Origin of the sequence: Paenibacillus sp. FSL H7-0716, from assembly GCF_038002705.1 — a bacterium.
GTDB classification, from domain to species: domain Bacteria; phylum Bacillota; class Bacilli; order Paenibacillales; family Paenibacillaceae; genus Paenibacillus_AQ; species Paenibacillus_AQ odorifer.
Window position 1 is genome coordinate 39,274 of record NZ_JBBODA010000035.1, and the last position, 17,460, is coordinate 56,733.

The 17,460-nt window shown below is 43.9% G+C and carries 12 protein-coding genes; 11 read left to right on the forward strand and 1 reads right to left on the reverse strand.

Translation table 11 applies throughout. The features are described from left to right. The first annotated feature begins 115 nt into the window (after positions 1–115). Entirely contained in the window at positions 116–2,680 is a 2,565-nt protein-coding gene (locus MHH60_RS27950) for a DUF4430 domain-containing protein (protein ID WP_076137122.1), read from the forward strand. 202 nt (positions 2,681–2,882) lie between these two features. Beyond that, positions 2,883–4,589, forward strand: a complete 1,707-nt coding sequence (locus MHH60_RS27955; RefSeq protein ID WP_076137124.1) for a methyl-accepting chemotaxis protein — start codon at positions 2,883–2,885, stop codon at positions 4,587–4,589. Positions 4,590–5,955: 1,366 nt separating this feature from the next. Here the strand turns inward: MHH60_RS27955 and MHH60_RS27960 are convergent. After that, positions 5,956–7,092 carry a polysaccharide deacetylase gene (locus tag MHH60_RS27960; protein WP_076137126.1) on the reverse strand — a complete coding sequence of 379 codons (1,137 nt, stop codon included), beginning with the start codon at positions 7,090–7,092 and terminating at the stop codon, positions 5,956–5,958. A 486-nt stretch (positions 7,093–7,578) separates the two neighbouring features. On the opposite strand from MHH60_RS27960, the gene qoxA reads away from it, so the two are divergent. The 9 genes from qoxA to MHH60_RS28005 all read left to right on the forward strand — a co-directional run bounded on the left by qoxA (position 7,579) and on the right by MHH60_RS28005 (position 17,205). Next, positions 7,579–8,598: a cytochrome aa3 quinol oxidase subunit II gene (qoxA, locus tag MHH60_RS27965; protein WP_036680822.1), complete on the forward strand. Its 1,020-nt coding sequence runs from the start codon at positions 7,579–7,581 to the stop codon at positions 8,596–8,598. A 38-nt stretch (positions 8,599–8,636) separates the two neighbouring features. After that, a complete protein-coding gene (gene qoxB / locus MHH60_RS27970; RefSeq protein WP_036680823.1) occupies positions 8,637–10,580 on the forward strand; it encodes a cytochrome aa3 quinol oxidase subunit I in 1,944 nt (647 codons plus the stop codon). After that, entirely contained in the window at positions 10,577–11,173 is a 597-nt protein-coding gene (qoxC, locus tag MHH60_RS27975; protein ID WP_042124373.1) for a cytochrome aa3 quinol oxidase subunit III, read from the forward strand. Before qoxB ends, qoxC begins: the two co-directional genes overlap by 4 nt. 4 nt (positions 11,174–11,177) lie before the next feature. Then, positions 11,178–11,468, forward strand: coding sequence for a cytochrome aa3 quinol oxidase subunit IV (gene qoxD / locus MHH60_RS27980; RefSeq protein WP_036680878.1), 291 nt, complete (start codon positions 11,178–11,180; stop codon positions 11,466–11,468). A 970-nt stretch (positions 11,469–12,438) separates the two neighbouring features. Beyond that, complete coding sequence (locus MHH60_RS27985; protein WP_036680827.1) at positions 12,439–12,828, forward strand: GntR family transcriptional regulator; 390 nt, start codon at positions 12,439–12,441, stop codon at positions 12,826–12,828. Next, the gene (locus MHH60_RS27990) at positions 12,821–13,723 is read left to right on the forward strand and encodes an ABC transporter ATP-binding protein (protein ID WP_036680830.1); all 903 of its coding nucleotides are present in this window, start codon (positions 12,821–12,823) and stop codon (positions 13,721–13,723) included. The genes MHH60_RS27985 and MHH60_RS27990 overlap by 8 nt, the downstream gene beginning before the upstream one ends. Continuing rightward, positions 13,677–15,722 (forward strand): hypothetical protein, encoded by a 2,046-nt coding sequence (locus MHH60_RS27995; RefSeq protein WP_143766750.1) that lies wholly within the window; start codon positions 13,677–13,679, stop codon positions 15,720–15,722. The genes MHH60_RS27990 and MHH60_RS27995 overlap by 47 nt, the downstream gene beginning before the upstream one ends. 366 nt (positions 15,723–16,088) lie before the next feature. After that, positions 16,089–16,649: an RNA 2'-phosphotransferase gene (locus MHH60_RS28000; RefSeq protein ID WP_076137130.1), complete on the forward strand. Its 561-nt coding sequence runs from the start codon at positions 16,089–16,091 to the stop codon at positions 16,647–16,649. Positions 16,650–16,683: 34 nt separating this feature from the next. Further along, positions 16,684–17,205 carry a mismatch-specific DNA-glycosylase gene (locus MHH60_RS28005; protein ID WP_076137132.1) on the forward strand — a complete coding sequence of 174 codons (522 nt, stop codon included), beginning with the start codon at positions 16,684–16,686 and terminating at the stop codon, positions 17,203–17,205. Positions 17,206–17,460 lie beyond the last annotated feature (255 nt).

The window sequence follows — 17,460 nt, forward strand, 5'->3', positions numbered from 1 at the left end:
CAAGCGCCTCAGCCTCGATTTGTAATCTTCCCTGACCGCCCTCTAAAGGGGCGGTCTTTATGTTATGCGTCTTATTCCCAGTAGTACCCATTCTTATACAGAAAGAGGTTAAACAATGAAGAAAATCATGTCTTCCAAGTTTGTAGCACTTGGGCTGGCCTTATTCATGGTCATTTCAATTCTAGGAACATCTCTTGCTCCGGCAGGACAAATATTTGCAGAAGCGAGCGCTGGCTCCGGTCTGGAAGCAACTGCTGCGGAGCGGATTAATGTTGCGGATGCGACTTATGCGGCTGCAGAATATCTCTTGAAAGGTGGCGTGCAATCGGATTGGCAAGCTATTGGATTAGCGCAAGCAGGATATAAGCTGCCAACCAGTTACCATTCAGAGCTTGAGAAAAAAGTAAAGGATGCAGCTGGAAATTTCGCCAATGTAACCGATTATGCTCGAATCGTGCTCGCAGTGAGAGCGATTGGTGCAGATCCTACTAGCTTTGCTGGTAACGGAACGACTCCTGGCTATAATCTGATTGAGAAAATTTATAATAACAGCAAGCTCAGTGAACAGACGCTAAATAATCCGGTATATGCTTTACTTGCGCTGGATTCTGGTAAATATAATATCCCGAGTGACGCGAAATGGACGGCGGATAAGCTCCTTACGGAGATTCTCTCCAAACAGAATCCGGATGGGGGCTTTGCATTAACCTCAGGCGCAAGTGAGCCTGATATGACAGCGATAACCTTGACGGCTCTGGCGGCACATAAAAATAATCCCGAAGCCTACTTAGCAGGGCTACAAGCCGTAGCTTGGTTATCTGCAGCTCAAGATAGCCATGGGGGTTACGGTGACAGTGCTGAAAGTAGCGCACAAGCAATCCTTGGACTCACATCCTTTGGAGTTGATCCTAGTGGATTAGAATACACCAAAAACAAAGTGGATCTAATGGAGAACCTGCTTAGCTATCGTCTAGCTGATGGTAGCTTCACCCATAGCCGTGGTGGAAGCAGTAATGTTCTGGCGACAGAGCAAGGACTTCAGGCGCTGGTTGCGTATAATTTGCTGTATAAAGGAAGCAACAGTAAGCTATACGATTTTTCCAAATCCTCCATTCAGAGCTCACTAATCTACGCCCCTGTAACGATTGAGGGACCACGGGCCACGTTGGCACAAGGGTACGCCTATGCTGGCAACGCACTTGGAGCGTTAGAGAAGCTGGCGCTTCAAACGAACTTGCCGATCACGAATCCTTCGGGCAGTTATGTGACTGGCATCGGAAGTATTGCTGCTGGAAGCTTTGGTGGTTATGACGGATGGATGTATGTTGTATCACGTGACGGAAAATGGATGAATCCCGATGTAGGCATGAGTGATTTTGTACTTAAAGATTCAGATCAGGTACTGGTTTATTATGCCGGAGATGACACTAAGCTTGTGGATTCCGTTACGCTTTCCAAGGCAAATCTTAAAGAGGGCGATTCTTTTACCGTCACTGTAACTAGTAAGACGTGGAAATGGGACGCTGCTACAAACACTTCCTCTCCTGTAACTGCAAAAGCTGCGGGTGTTCAGGTCGAAATTGGAGCTCAGACGGTAACGACGAATGCTAAAGGTGAGGCCGTATTCTCAGGAAATGTGCCCGCAAGTGACTATACACTGACTGTAACTGGCTACCGTGAAGGCAAAGCCCCAACGATTGCTAAATATACAAAAGCTCTAAAAGTGATTTCTAAGAATGTAACAGCTTCGCTAACCGTTGAAGGCCCGGAAGGGTTGATTAGTGAGGGGACTTTGAAAGCCTCCAATGCCCTTGAAGCGTTGCAACAACTAGGGTCTACCGATGATTTTAAAGTAGATATCACCAAATCGTCTTATGGCAACTTTGTATCAGGTATCCATGGAGTTTCGCAAGGTACTTACGACGGATGGTGGAGCTTCGTGGTATCACGCGGCGGGGAGTGGATATATCCAAGTGTGGGTATGGATGCGTTCGAACTACAGGAATCCGATCGTGTGCTTGTCTATTATGCAGGAGAAAATACACAGGTTGTAGATTCTGTGGTGCTTTCCCCATCACAGCCAAAAGCTAATGAAGCTTTTACTGTAAAGGTTTCACAGAAAAAGTGGGTGTGGAATCAGGAAAGCTTCACTTCTGATCCGGTTACCTCACCGGCTGCAGGTGTGCAGGTTTCGATTGGTGATAAGAAGGTAATCACGAATGAACAAGGTGTGGCTGTTGTTGATGGCGGTCTCCCAGCAAATAGCTATACAATAACTGTTACCGGTTATGCTAAAGACAGCGTACCGAGCGTAGCGCGTTATACTCAGTCTCTGACTGTCGGATCCTCTGTTATTGCTCCAGTTAAAGCTACCGCTACCCTTTCAGTGATTGGAGATAGCCGGAAAGGAACCATCCTAGCCAGTACAACAGTAGCTCTAAAAGAGGGCGAAACGGCTTATAGCTTATTAGTCAGTCAATTAGGCACTAAGGTAGTATCATCCGGCAACGCTGGAAGCATCTACGTGAAATCTATTGACGGGTTGGCTGAATTTGATGGAGGCCCAAGCAGCGGATGGAAGTATAAAACGAACCGGGATGCTGATCCAAGCATCAGTGCAGACAGTTATATTTTGCAGAACGGTGATACTTTGTACTGGTACTATACCTCTGGAGAATAAGGAAGAGGAATGATTAATTAGGCGGGCACAGGGATTCGGAGTAATAGCGGATCGGGTGCCCGCCCTTTTATTTTTTTGGAAAAGTCGTTTTATGACAATATATACTTTTATTCGACACAATATTTAAAAAATCATCAAACTCTTAGCCCTTCCGACCGATAAAAATAGATAGATCATAAGATAATGTGAAGGCGGAGTGTAGATGAAAAATTTGAAAGTGAAATACAAAATAGGGTTGCTTTTGGTATTTGCTGTAATCATGGTGAATGTTGTAGGTGGCATAGGCATCATCACGATGACCCGAATGGCCGAAAAAACAAATGAGACATATAATGAAAATTTATTGCCTGTTTCTTACGTAGGGCAGATGCGTACGAATAATCGGGCTATTGAATCCTATCTTTTGGAGCGTTTGATTAGCGTAAATGCCAGCAAAAACAAAGAACTTTCTGAGAGTATTCAAGTGAAGGTTCAGGATAATAATGAACTTATGAACAAGGTGAAAGCGATTCAGTATAATGATCCTGCTATTGTAAGTAAAATCAAAGAGTATGAGTCCTTTTTGCCAGATTATCGTGCACAGCGGGATAACATTATAAAGATTGCTGATAGTAATCATAATCAAGAGGCCTATAAAGTATTTTCAGGCGAATTTAACGAATCCCGTGAAAAAATGATCAACCTACTTAAAGGAATTAGTGATTCTTTGCTTAAAGATGCTGATGAACACAATTCAGATTCCATGGCAACCGCTAAAAGCATGCGGGTAAACAATACCATAATGATTACGTTCGCCTGGGTGATTTGTTTCGTAATTAGTATTGCAATTATTCGACTGATAACAAAACCCCTTAAAGAACTGCAAGGACTAATGAAGCGGGCAGAAGATGGAGATTTGACCGTGGTAGCAACGTACACCGCCAAGGATGAGATCGGCCAAATTAACAGTTCATTTAACAATATGCTGCAGGGCTTGCGGAAGATGATGCAAGGGATTGCAGAGAGTGCAGAACTGCTGTCAGCTTCATCGGAAGAGATGAGCGCTAGTGCTGAGCAGACCTCATTGGCTTCACAAATGATCGCTGTATCTTCTGGAGAGATTGCCGCGGGTTTTGATGAACAGACAGAGAGCATTAACAATACAACACGTTCCATAAAAGCAATGACCAATGATATTGCAGCCGTAGAGGGCAGCAGCTATGAAATGTCGGATCTAATGGGCGTAGTTTCCGGTTCATCGGATCGTGGAGTAGAGGCTGTAGACCAAATCATTGTGCAGATGAAGGAAATTGACCTCAGTGTAACTCAGAGTCAGGAGATTGTTTCTAATCTGGGGACATTGTCACAAGAGATTAATACAATTATTACAACGATTAACGGTATTGCTACACAGACGAATCTGCTTGCGCTCAACGCTTCTATAGAAGCAGCACGGGCCGGTGAGCATGGACGGGGATTTGCTGTAGTTGCTGGAGAAATTCGTAATCTGGCGGAAGCAACTAGAAATAGTTCTTTGCGGGTTACAGATATTATTACACATATCCAAAAGCAAACCGAAAGCGCAGTAGAATCCATGGCTTTGGGTACTGAGCTAGTCACCAATGGCGTAGTTCAAAGTCATCTGGTATCTCAAGCGTTTCATGAGATTCAGACTTCCATTAAAGAAGCTACCTTACAGACAGCCGAAATTAGAGAAGCGGTTGCTCATGTAGCCATGGAATCACAAGGTGTGGCAGCAGCTATGGAACAGGTCAACGTTATATCTAGTAAAGGCGCAGAAGGTGTTCAGGACACAAGTGCAGCGAGTCAGGAGCAACTATCCGCAATGGAGGAAATGTCGGCTTCAGCTCAGTATTTAGCGGTGCTCGCAGAAGATCTGCAAAAGACATTGTCCAGCTTCAAACTATAGGCTTCATAATATTGTTAAAACCAGCAGAGCAGCGGTTCTCCAGTAACGGAGATCGCTGCTCTGCTGTTTGTGGTTTTAGCAGATTGGGAGCAAGTGCGAGCCAGTTGATCCCAGTTGGTCAAGGGGGATAGATGTAAGCGGACTCAGCAGCTCAGGAGCGGATAGATGTAAGCTGGACTCAGTAGGTCAGGAGCGGATAGACGTAAGCTGGACTCAGTAGGTCAGGAGCGGATAGACGTAAACTGGACTCAGTAGGTTGCGGGCAAACATATGCTATGTGGGCTCCAGCGACAACAGTGGCAAGACGAAGGGAAGGAAACAATAAAAACCTTGGAGATGATCGGTATGCTCATACCTCGTAACCTGTAACCCGTAACCCGTACCCCGTACCCCGTACCCCGTACCCCGTACCCCGTAACCCTATTGTCCCCGGCTGTTCTCTAGTTTTTTAAACACACTATCTACTTGATATTCCCCAGTTTAATGTCATCTGAATCCGATGCATGGGCTCATGATCATCCCCAAAGGCTATCGGACTCAGCCGCCGCTATTTACATATCTATCGCCATTGGAGCGAAGTTTCGGACTCCAGTGCAGCTATTGGTGTGGAAAACACTGATAACTGGTGTTTTTTGTACCAATAGCGGCTATGTGGTCCGATAACACCCGAAACAGAGGCAAATCCAGCAATTAAGGTCATCTGGGTCCGATAGCATGGGCTCTTACTCATCCCCACTGGTTTGGCGGACACAGCAGATGCCATTCGCTCATTTAGTGGCTTGAGAGTGGAGTTTAGGACACAGCCGCCGCTATTTCTATATTTATCTCCATTGGAGCGAAGTTTCGGACCCCAGTGCAGCTATTGGTGTGGAAAACGCTTATAACTGGTGTTTTTTGCGCCAATAGCGGCTATGAGGTCTGATAGCATCCGAAATATAGCTAAATCCAGCAATTAAGGTCATGTGGGTCCGATAGCGTGTGCTCATACTCATCCCCACTGGTTTGGCGGACACAGCAGACGCCATTCGCTCATTTAGTGGCTTGGGAGTGGAGTTTAGGACACAGCCGTCCCTATTTGCCCATTTATCGCCTTTGTAGCAAAGTTTCGGACTCCAGTGCAGCTATTGGTGTGGAAAACGCTGATAACGGGTGGTTTTTGCATCAATAGCGGCTATGAGGTCCGATAGCATCCGAAATATAGCTAAATCCAGCAATTAAGGTCATGTGGGTCCGATAGAAAAATTCGGGAGCATGAATGTGGTTGGATTAAACAAAAATTAGTGTTTAGATCAAGACCTGAAAAAAGAGGGAATCCCAGCAGCTAGTTCACAGCTGTTGGGATTCCCTCTTGATTTTTTTGAAAAACTCAGCGTGTATCCTTCCAAAAATTCAGAGGTTTCAGATCTGAGCTAATGACGTGGAATGTATAGCCTTCTTTTTTCAATGACTCTAAGATACGCGGAAGTACTTTAAGTGTAGCCTTTTGATCATGCATCAGAATCACTGGATTGGTCTGTGATTTCTGCAGCTTATGAACCTGATTCATTACCGAATTATAGATCGTCGTACTAGCATCCTTGTATTTCCAATCCTCTGAGTCCACGTTCCAATCCCATAGATGATAACCTTGAGCCAGCACTTTATCTCTAAAGGCCTTTGTGAAATAAGGCTTACTTCCATAAGGAGGACGAATCAGTGTAGTGCTTTGACCTGTAATCTTTTTCAAAATGGCGTTATCGTTATCCATCTCTCCCAGCGCAGCCGCAGGTGAAGCATAAAACTTCTCTTTCCGGTGCGTCATTCCATGCAATGCGAGACCATGCCCTTCATTCGCAATCCGTTTCACTTGCGCAGTATGCTGGTTCATATTCGGTCCAATCATGAAAAAAGTTGCCTTCGCATCATATTTTGCCAAAATATCAAGCAATGTAGAAGTTGTAGCCGTTGGCCCATCATCAAAGGTGAGGTATACGCTCTTACCTTGCTTCCCAACAGTTGGCGTAGAAGTTCCAGGAGTTGCGGTTGGCTTCAATTCCTTTTTAAACTTACTTACAAATGATGCATCATCTAATGTGGCCGAGCCATCTTTTACACGCAATAAATATTGATCTGCTTTAAAGGAAATTCCAAAACCAAGATAAGAGGTCAATTTCAGTGGAACCATTGTTTTTCCGTTTTTCAAAAATGTACTCATGGATATGGTCTTTCCATCGCTTAGAGTAGCTGTTGCATGATCATTCAGCAGTTTGATTGATCTGTTCTGACCTGTAACTTTTATCCCATCACTCACTCCAGTTAGCGTTAACTTAAGTTCCTGTGACAGATCACGTAGAGGAACGTAATAGGTATCTTTTACCGAAACGGCTTCAATAGTTGTTAACTTATCGTTCACACCTAACCTAAGGGAGCCTGCACCTGCTGCATTCACTGAATCTATCGCTCGTATTGATCCGGAACCTATGAATAATACGATTAATAATAGCCATACTTTCTTTAAAGACATCGTCAAAAATCTCCTATCTATGTATATTTGTCTATTACCTTATCATACATTGATAGAATGAAATTTGAGAGATTGTAACCCCCAGCAGAATAATTTGTTACCTTTTAGAAGTTAACTGTGATTTCAACCACAATCATAAAAAGCACGTAACTCCGGCTAAATACTGACACATCAACAAAAATGGTTAAAATAACCCCGTTTTGCGCAAAATAGATGTGTCCAAATTAGCAACTTTAGTAAACTATTGAACAAAGTTTGAACGGAATTTTTCAACCCATAAACAGCGCCGTTACAGTGATCTTTATCATACTATTAGAAACTTGTAACAAATTGATCACACATATTTAACTTGTTCGCCATTATTAAGGTCTTTTTTAGGCTAAATGGAAAAATAAGTCTTTTGCTTTCTTCCCCATAAATTCTTACTATATATAAAGGTTAATGTTGAGGGTTAATAAAAGAAGTATTGAAGGAAGGAGCTTAAGCATGAACAAAAAGGGACCGTTATACGCTTTATTTCTCAGCCTAATTTTACTCTTGCCAGGATGCAGTTCAATCGCTGTTCTGAATCCGAAGGGGCCGGCTGCAAGAACTTTATCTGACACGATCATTCTCTCCATTGTTATGATGCTCGGTGTTCTGGCAGTTGTCTACATCTTATATGTCTTCGTGCTTCTGAAATACCGTGCCAAAAAAAGCAACGAAGATTATATTCCTCCTCACGAGGAAGGAAACAAATGGCTGGAGGCTATCTGGATTACCATTCCGATTATTATCGTGGCATTCCTCTCCGTAGTCACCGTCAAAACAACAGTAGATGTAGAAAATGTTGCAGCGGATTATAAAGATCAGAAACCGCTTGTAATCTATGCTTCCTCCTCTAACTGGAAATGGCATTTCAGCTATCCAGAAGAAGGTATCGAAACAGTAAACTACGTTAACATTCCAGTTCACCGCGCTGTAGAGTTCAGATTGTATTCTTTCGGTACGATCTCAAGTCTTTGGATCCCACAATTGGGAGGACAAAAATACGCGATGAGCGACATGATCACAACCCTGCATCTTTCAGCTGATACTGTAGGTTCTTATGTCGGAAGAAATGCGAACTTTAATGGTAAGGGCTTCGCCCACATGGAGTTTGAAACACTTGCGATGACAGATAAGGACTATCAGGAATGGGTGAAAGACGTTAAAGAAACGGCGGGTCCACTGACGGAAGATGAATTTAAAGGTCTTTTGGAAATGGAACATGTCGGACGTAAAACGTATACGAATACTCACTTATCCTTTAGCCCGCCTCCGGGAAGCCATGGTGACCATATGAGTAATGGCGGCACTGAAATGGATACGGATAACGGAAGTATGGAGCATCAGGATAATAAAGAAATTCACCCGACTCCAGCACCATCCAGCGAGACGGAATTCAACACCGAGCCTAATCCAGAACTGGATGAGCCGACACCTAGTTCTCCATTAGAAGAGAGCACAACACATGACGGACACTAGTCAATGTTAATTGAACAACTTGAAAGGAGCGATTCCTAATGGATTGGGATAAATTTAAGGTCCACGGCGAACCCCTGATATACGGAGCTATGGCAAGTATTGTTCTGGCTACAATCGGGATTATCGTCGGCCTGACCTATTTTAAAAAATGGGGATATTTATGGCGCGAATGGTTGACTACTGTTGACCACAAACGTATTGGGATTATGTATATCCTCGCTGCATTGCTTATGCTTTTCCGCGGCGGCGTTGATGCTATTATGATGAAGCTGCAAACAGCAGCCCCGGACATGAAATTTCTTGACGCACAGCATTACAACGAGGTATTTACAACACACGGCTTGATTATGATCCTTTTTATGGCCATGCCGTTTATTATCGGTCTGATGAATGTTATCGTTCCGCTGCAAATCGGCGCTAGAGACGTTGCCTTCCCGCGTCTGAACGCTGTCAGCTTCTGGCTCTTCTTCTTTGGAGCTATGCTGCTTAACATTTCGTTCGTTATCGGGGGATCGCCAGATGCTGGTTGGTCCGCATATTTCCCGCTAGCAAGTCTAGAGTTCAGTCCAACGGTGGGTAATAACTATTACTCGCTCGCACTACAAATTTCAGGTATTGGTACGCTTATCACAGGCGTTAACTTTATTGTAACGATTCTGAAAATGCGTGCACCAGGCATGAAGTTGATGAAAATGCCGATGTTTACTTGGTCCGTATTGATCACCAACGTAATTATCGTATTTGCCTTCCCTGTGCTTACGGTAGCACTTGCGTTGATGATGTTCGACCGGTTGTTCGGCTCTCAATTCTTTACGATGGCCAATGGCGGTATGGATATGTTATGGGCCAACCTGTTCTGGGTATGGGGTCACCCTGAAGTATATATCGTTGTCTTACCGGCATTCGGTATTTATAGTGAAATTATCGCCACCTTCTCTAAAAAGAACCTGTATGGATATACATCCATGGTATTCAGTATGTTGATCATTTCCCTCTTGTCCTTCCTAGTATGGGCTCACCATTTCTATACAATGGGTCAAGGCGCTATGGTTAACAGCTTCTTCTCGATTACAACCATGGCCATTGCCGTACCAACAGGTGTGAAAATATTTAACTGGCTATTCACCTTACGAAAAGGGCGAATAACCTTTACGACACCTATGCTATACACCCTGGCCTTTATTCCGATCTTTACGATTGGTGGGGTAACAGGTGTCATGCTGGCTATGGCCAGTGCCGATTACCAGTACCATAATACGATGTTCCTGGTTGCCCATTTCCACTACGTTCTTATTCCGGGTGCGGTCTTCGCCGTTATCGCAGGGTTCCATTACTGGTTCCCTAAAGTATTCGGTTTCCGTCTGAATGAACGTCTTGGCAAGCATGCCTTCTGGTGGATTATCATTTCCTTTAACGTATCGTTCTTCCCGCTGTTTATTCTCGGACTTAAGGGCATGACCCGCCGACAATACACCTATTCTGCGGATACCGGATTTGGCCCGCTGAGTATGGTCTCATTCGTAGGTGCGATTGGTCTCGCTATTGGATTTGTAATCCTGGTTTATAACATTTACTGGAGTACTCGTTACGAACCAAGAGATACTGATGGAGATCCGTGGGATGCACGTACTTTGGAATGGGCAACGAAAAGCCCGATTCCAGCTTATAACTTCGCAGTGGTTCCAAATGTAAAAACACGCGATGCTTACTGGTCTGCTAAGCAAGATAAAGTGCCGCTTTTTGAAGATAAGATTACTAAGATTCATATGCCTAGCAACACAGGAAAACCATTTATTCTGGGTGTTATCTTCTTCATCGCAGGGTTCTCTCTGGTCTTCAGTCTTTGGATTCCAGCGATCCTCTCTGGAGTAGGTATCCTCATTGTTCTAGCTGCTATGTCCTTTGATCGGGATCACGGATTCTACATCCCAGCAGAAGAAGTTATTGCTACTGAAAAGAAATTGCGGGGTGAGACAGTATGAAAATAGATGCGTCTAAGCCGCTTGAATACTCAACAGAAGAGAATAGTAATAAAATCTTTGGCTTCTGGGTTTTTCTGGGAGCGGAGATTGCGCTGTTCGCTACATTGTTCACTGTTTACTTTGTAATGGTAGACCGTTTTGCCAGCGGCCCTAGCGGGCCGGATCTTTTCGAAATTGGTCCAGTGATGATCGAAACATTGCTGCTGCTGACAAGTTCGTTCACGATTGGTCTTGCAGTTCATGCCATGCGGCATGGTTACCAAAAAGCCATGATGGTCTTTTTCGGACTAACCCTTCTAATGGGTCTCGGCTTCCTTGGTATTGAAATCACGGAGTTTGTCACTTATGTTCACGAAGGGGCTACACTTCAAACCAGTGGTTTCCTATCCAGTCTCTTTGTACTGCTGGGAACACACGGAGCTCACGTATCGTTCGGGTTCCTGTGGGGTGCGGCTATTCTAATCCAGTTGAAGCGTCAAGGTATTAATCCGGCTACGGCCAATAAATCCTTTATCTTCTCGCTGTACTGGCATTTCTTGGACGTTGTCTGGATCTTTATTTTCAGCTTCGTCTATCTGAAAGGACTGATGTAGCATGATGAAGCAATTGTTTCCAATTCGCCATGTGATGGGTTTCTTAGCCTCTCTTGTCCTTTCTGTGGCTGCACTTGCTGTAATCTACCTTGATCTATCCAACACTGCGAACATGGCGATCCTGCTTGTTACAGCCCTCATTCAGGCTTCCTTGCAGCTCTTCCTGTTCATGCATATTGGTGAATCAGCAGATACCAAGAAAGAACTTTACATCAATATCGCCTATGCCTTATTCGTTGGTTTAGTTACGATATTCGGTACGCTCTTCATCTTCGTATGGGGCTGGTATGCTTAATTACAGTCACTAATACTCAAAGGGACGTCTCCAAAGCCAAAATGGCTTAGGGACGTCTCTTTTTTTGCGTTTATTTTAGGAGGTTCGGTGTAGCGGATGCTCGGAAATAAGCGCCTTTCTAGGCAATAGCTGCACTGGAGTCCGAAACTTCGCTCAAAAGGCGGAAAATGTGGGAATAGCGTCATCTGGGTCCGAATGCCCCGGGAGACAAAGGCGACTCGGCGCTGTCGGACTCAGGTGACCTTAAAAGCGGGAATCAGCGTCATTTGAGTCCGAATGCCCCGTGAGACAAACGTGGCTCGGTGCGATCGGACTCAGATGACCTTAAAAGCAGGAATCAGCATCATTTGGAGTTGTAACGGACCTCAAAGTCGCTATTGGTGTGAAAAACGCACAAAATGAGCACCTTTCTAGGCGATAGTTGCACTGGAGTCCGAAACTTCGCTCAAAAGGCGGAAAATGTGCGAATAGCATCATCTGGGTCCGAAATCCCCGGGAGACAAAGGTGGCTCGGTGCGATCGGACTCAGGTGACCTTATAAGCGGGAATTAGCGTCATTTGAGTCCGAATGCCCCGGGAGACAAACGTGGCTCGGTGCGATCGGACTCAGATGACCTTAAAAGCAGGAATCAGCGTCATTTGGAGTAGTGACGGACCTCAAAGCCACTATTGGTGTGAAAAATGCCCCAAATGAGCACCTTTCTAGGCAATAGCTGCAGTGGAGTCCGAAACTTCGCTCAATAGGCGGAAAATGTGCGAATAGCGTCATCTGGGTCCGAAAGCCACGGGGGTGAGATTGGCTCGGCGCGATCGGACGTAATTTTGATTAATAGCAAGGAATAGATAAATCCCCGAAGGAAAATCTTGGGGATTTTTTTGTTGACATATAAAACGAACTGTATTAATAATAGTAGTACAGTTAGTACACATCATAATGGATTTAATGCAAGATAGTGGAAGGAGGAAGGTTATGTTCGAACTGGATGTTCGTAGTCGGAAGCCGATTTATGAGCAGCTGACCGATAAGGTCAAGGAGATGATTCTGCATGGTATTTTGCAGACGGATGAACAGCTACCTTCTGTAAGGACGTTATCCCAGCAGCTAACCGTGAATCCCAATACGATTCAGAAGGCTTACCGTGAATTGGAACGTGAGGGATATATCTATTCATTACAGGGGAAAGGAAGTTTTGTAGCCCCGATGAAAAAAGAACAAAATGCGATCAAAAAAGCGGAAGTCCGGAATGAGTTGCTGAGGCTGATGGCGGAGGCGGTATACCTTGGGTTCACCGCAGCTGAGATTAGTTCTTTGTACCAACAAGTGGAGAAGCAAAGAGAAGGAGGGAAGAGTGATGATTGAGATTCGAGGAGTCAGCAAGTTATTTCAAGGCGAGAAGGCAGTCGACGATATCTCTTTAACGGTACATAAAGGAACAATTTATGGGCTGCTCGGCTCTAATGGCGCGGGCAAAACTACGCTGCTCAAAACATTGGCGGGCATCTACTCTCCAGATAAGGGGACCGTGCGGGTGGATGGTGAAGCAGTATTCGAACACCCGACGACTAAGCAACGGGTTATTTTTATGCCGGATGCTCCTTACTTTTTCCCACAATCCACCATGCTGCAAATGGCGGCTTTCTATCGCTCGATTTATCCGAGCTGGAATCAGAAGCGTTTTGAAGATTTGGGAACCGTATTTCAGCTCGATAAAAAGCGCAAGCTCAGTCGTTTCTCCAAAGGGATGCAGCGGCAAGCGTCATTCTGGTTATGTTTAAGCTGTATGCCGGATGTGTTGATTATGGATGAACCGATTGACGGATTAGATCCGGTGATGCGGCGTCAAATCAAAAACCTGCTATTTCAGGAGGTTGCTGAACGCGAGTTGACGGTAATCATTTCTTCCCATAACCTTCGTGAGATTGAAGATCTATGCGATCATGTCGGGATTATGCATGGTGGGAAGATGTTGATTGAGAAAGATCTGGATGATCTTAAGGCGGATACACATAAGATTCAAGTGGCGTTTCGGGATGAACGGCATGAGATTCCGTTAGCTGCCAAATTACAAGTTTTGCATCAAGAGCGCCGGGGAAGTGTGAACCTATATATTGTAAAAGGGGATCGTGAACGGATCAAAGCGGCTTTTCAGGTGTACGAGCCATACGTATTCGATTTGCTTCCATTAACGTTAGAAGAGATCTTTATTTATGAAATGGGGGATGTCGGATATGACGCGCAGCCATTACTACTTTAATAGCAGTGTTTTTCGCCAGAACTTCCGCCAGCATGGCTGGATAGGGATTATATATGCACTCGGCTTATTATTCGCTCTTCCATTACAGCTCTTCATGAGCAACAATCCGGATGCAAAACCGCAGGGAATTGATCATTTATTTCGCATAGCTGGTAGTGTGCAAGCCTTGTTTATCATTACAATCCCAGTTGCCGCAGGACTATTCTTATTCCGATACCTTCAGGCAAAATCACCCGCAGATCTTTGGCATAGCCTGCCTTTACGCAGAGAGCATTTATTTACAGCTCATCTGACGAGTGGACTTACCTTACTGTTGCTGCCTGTTTGGTTAACTGCTGGGGTGGTTGCCGTTGTTAAGCCATGGAGTGGGAATTTTTATATTTTTCAAGGCGCAGATATTTGGCAATGGTGTATAACAGTTAGTATTCTGACTTTGTTCCTCTTCTGTTTTAGTGTTTTTGTGGGAATATGTACGGGCCAATCTATTCTTCAGGGAATTATCATTTATATTTTGCTTATTCTTCCTGTTGTACTGATCTCATTAATCAATAGCCATTTCGCCATGTATCTTTATGGTTATGCAAATGCAAATACAAATGTAAACTTCCGTGATTCTAGTTTGCAGATGTGGTCTCCGTTTGTTCATATCGTGTATTATTTTACCGTCAAACCCTTCACCAATACAGAGTTATGGATTTATGGGGTATTGGCACTTCTATTTATTGGGTTGTGCTATCTGTTATACCGTAAACGTAATACGGAAAAAGCGGGTCAGGCTATTGCTTTTGGATATTTTAATCCACTGTTTAAAGCAGGGGTTATGTTATGTGCCATGCTTATTGCTGGTAATTATTTTGCGCAAATGAAGCATCAAATGGGCTGGGTGATTAGTGGATATGCCATCGGAGCCATTATTGGTTATGTTGCCGCAGAAATGATTGTTCGGAAAACATGGCAGATTATGACGCGTAAAATGGTAGCTGAGTTTGCAGTTTATGCGGTAATGATAGGGTTACTTCTGTATATCCCGGTATCAAGTGTTACGGGGTATGAAGCAAGAGTGCCTTCCGGTGATAAGATTAGCGGTGTATATATGGGAGCTAACTACCGGTTGTATACCCCAACGGATGGTTTGCACACTACACCCTACATGGGGCAGAACCCTTTTTCCGATGATAAAGATTATATAGAAACTGTCCGTAAACTTCATCAAACGGTAGTTGCAGTACGTCCAGAACATACCTCACAGCAATATGTTTATGAATATTTTACTCTGGCTTATCAATTGGAGAATGGTCACAAGTTGGTGAGGGAATACTGGATCCCTAATAAGGGGTTTGAATCAGAGCTCAAGGCGGTTAAGGATACTGAAGCTTACAAGTATGAAAAGTATAATTTAGCTTTCTTAGACAGAGAAATGGATCTCATGTGGATTACTAATAGGAATAAAAGAGTTGCCATCTCTGATCCCGGGGAAATTTTAGAGCTAAAGGAGATTATCAAACGCGAAATTTTGAATATGTCCTACGAAGTACAGATAGATAAGGACGGAAAACCTGATGTGGCTAATATCGAAACAGAGGTAAAGGTAAAAGAGGACAGCAATCAAGTTTCTTCAAGTTATGGTTATTATTATCCGTGGAAGTCATCTTTTCATGAGTTAGAGAAATGGATGAATGAAAAAGGTTATGCCGATAAAATACGAATAACAGCTGAAGATATCCAATCGGCAGAGATTATAAAAGATGATTATATGGACGAGCAAACACCTAAGAACCCTACTAGTCCTGAACAAAGAGTAGTGCTTGCACGTGAAAAGAATCGTACGGCTGTTACGAAGGATAAGACATTATTAACAGATATTTTGGACCATCATTTCCATTATGGTGTTGAGAATGGTAACTACATTGTGAAGTTGATGTACAAAGAGGGGTATAGCGATTTCGTAATGTTAAAAGAATCGGATATGACGCCTGAATTGAAAGCATTGCTGAAATAAGTTAAGAATAAGTTAAGAATAAGTTTAGAATAAGGTAAGTAAAAGATTACAGATAAAAGACTACTTGTTGACATAAACTGGATAGTTGGATTATGCTTTTGGAGATACGATAAGGATGAAATGGAACTTTCAGGTCAGCCTCTGAACCAGTATATTCATTTCCGGTAAAATAACATCGCTGTATTAACTGGTAAGGAGTTTTGTATTTAGGTGAAGCCCGACCATGGACGATAGAGTCCATGGTCTTTTTTGCATAGTAAGAGGTAATACATGGATGTGTGATTGCTGTAATGCCTCTGGAATCTACTTCGAAGAGATCCTTTACTGTAGAATAATATAAATAGGAAAAATTGAGGTGTAAATATAATGTTAAGCAATACAGCGGAAGTGTCGTTAAGTAAGTTTATGACTAAGCTGCTTCGGCATACCCCGGAGCAATATGGTCTTATTTTGGATCCAGAGGATGGTTCCTGTAGGTTAGATGATTTGCTGTCTGTTATTGTAAGCACTCCTAGATGGTCAGAGGTGACTGTGGGAGATATTCGGCAAGTGGTCGCAGGTTGCGACAAGCAACGATTGGAAATCGTTGATGACCGGATCAAAGCCCGGTACGGGCATAGCCATACAAAAATCACTTATGAGCCGGGGACTCCGCCTGCTGTACTTTTTCACGGAACTCATGCTGGTGTGCTTACTGTGATTTTGGAAGAGGGGCTTCAATCGATGGGACGGCAGTATGTTCATTTGTCTGAAGGGACTCATTTTGCCAGTTTAGCCGGAAGTCGCAGAGGGAAATTGATATTGTTAACTGTTGATACGATTAGAGCGGGTCAAATGGGTGTAACCTTTTATAATGCGGGTAATAAGGTATGGTTGGCAGGTCATATACCGCCTTCCTGTCTTAAGGTGTATACACCTGTAAGTTGAACTAGATCGACGTTTGGTTAGGAGGCATAATAACATGGATGAAATTCCAGATCACTTAGATCACGGATTACAGATTGTATTTATTGGGTTCAATCCTAGTATCCGTTCTGGCGAGGTAGGACATCATTACGCCAATCCGCGGAATAATTTTTGGAGAATATTACATCAGTCTGGACTTACTCCCCGGTTGTATGATGCGTCTGAGGATGGGAACTTGCTTAAGCTGGGCTATGGGTTTACAAATATTGTTGCCCGTCCCACACGGGGAATCGACGATATTACTCGTGAAGAATACCAGGAGGGTCGGGAATTGCTTCGCTCCAAGCTGGAGAAATATCGGCCTCAAGTCGCCTGTTTTGTAGGTAAGGGTGTGTATACAGAGTTTAGTCGCAGAACAAAAGCTAACTGGGGATTTCAAGGGGACGTGCCTCCGAAGGTAGATGGTGTCCGTGAATTTGTTGCACCCTCTTCAAGTGGATTAGTTAGAATGCCGATGGAAGAGATCGTTGGAATTTATCGCAGATTAGCCGAGTTTACGCAAGAGAACGATGGGTGATTGATGTATTCGGAGTTAGGGTGCTAAAGGACACAGGAGTCGCTAAAAGTAACAAATCACTCTAATTTGTGCGCTATCGGACACCAATGCAGCTATTGGGTGGAAATTGACTGAATATGAGACCATTTTGGGTAGATAGCGTCTCTGGAGTCCGAAATCACCACTAAATGGCCGAAAATCCGCGAATAACGGCGCCTGAGTCCGCAAGGGTAAAAGCTGGGAAGTTGGCGCAGATTACGGTGTAGATCCGTAGAC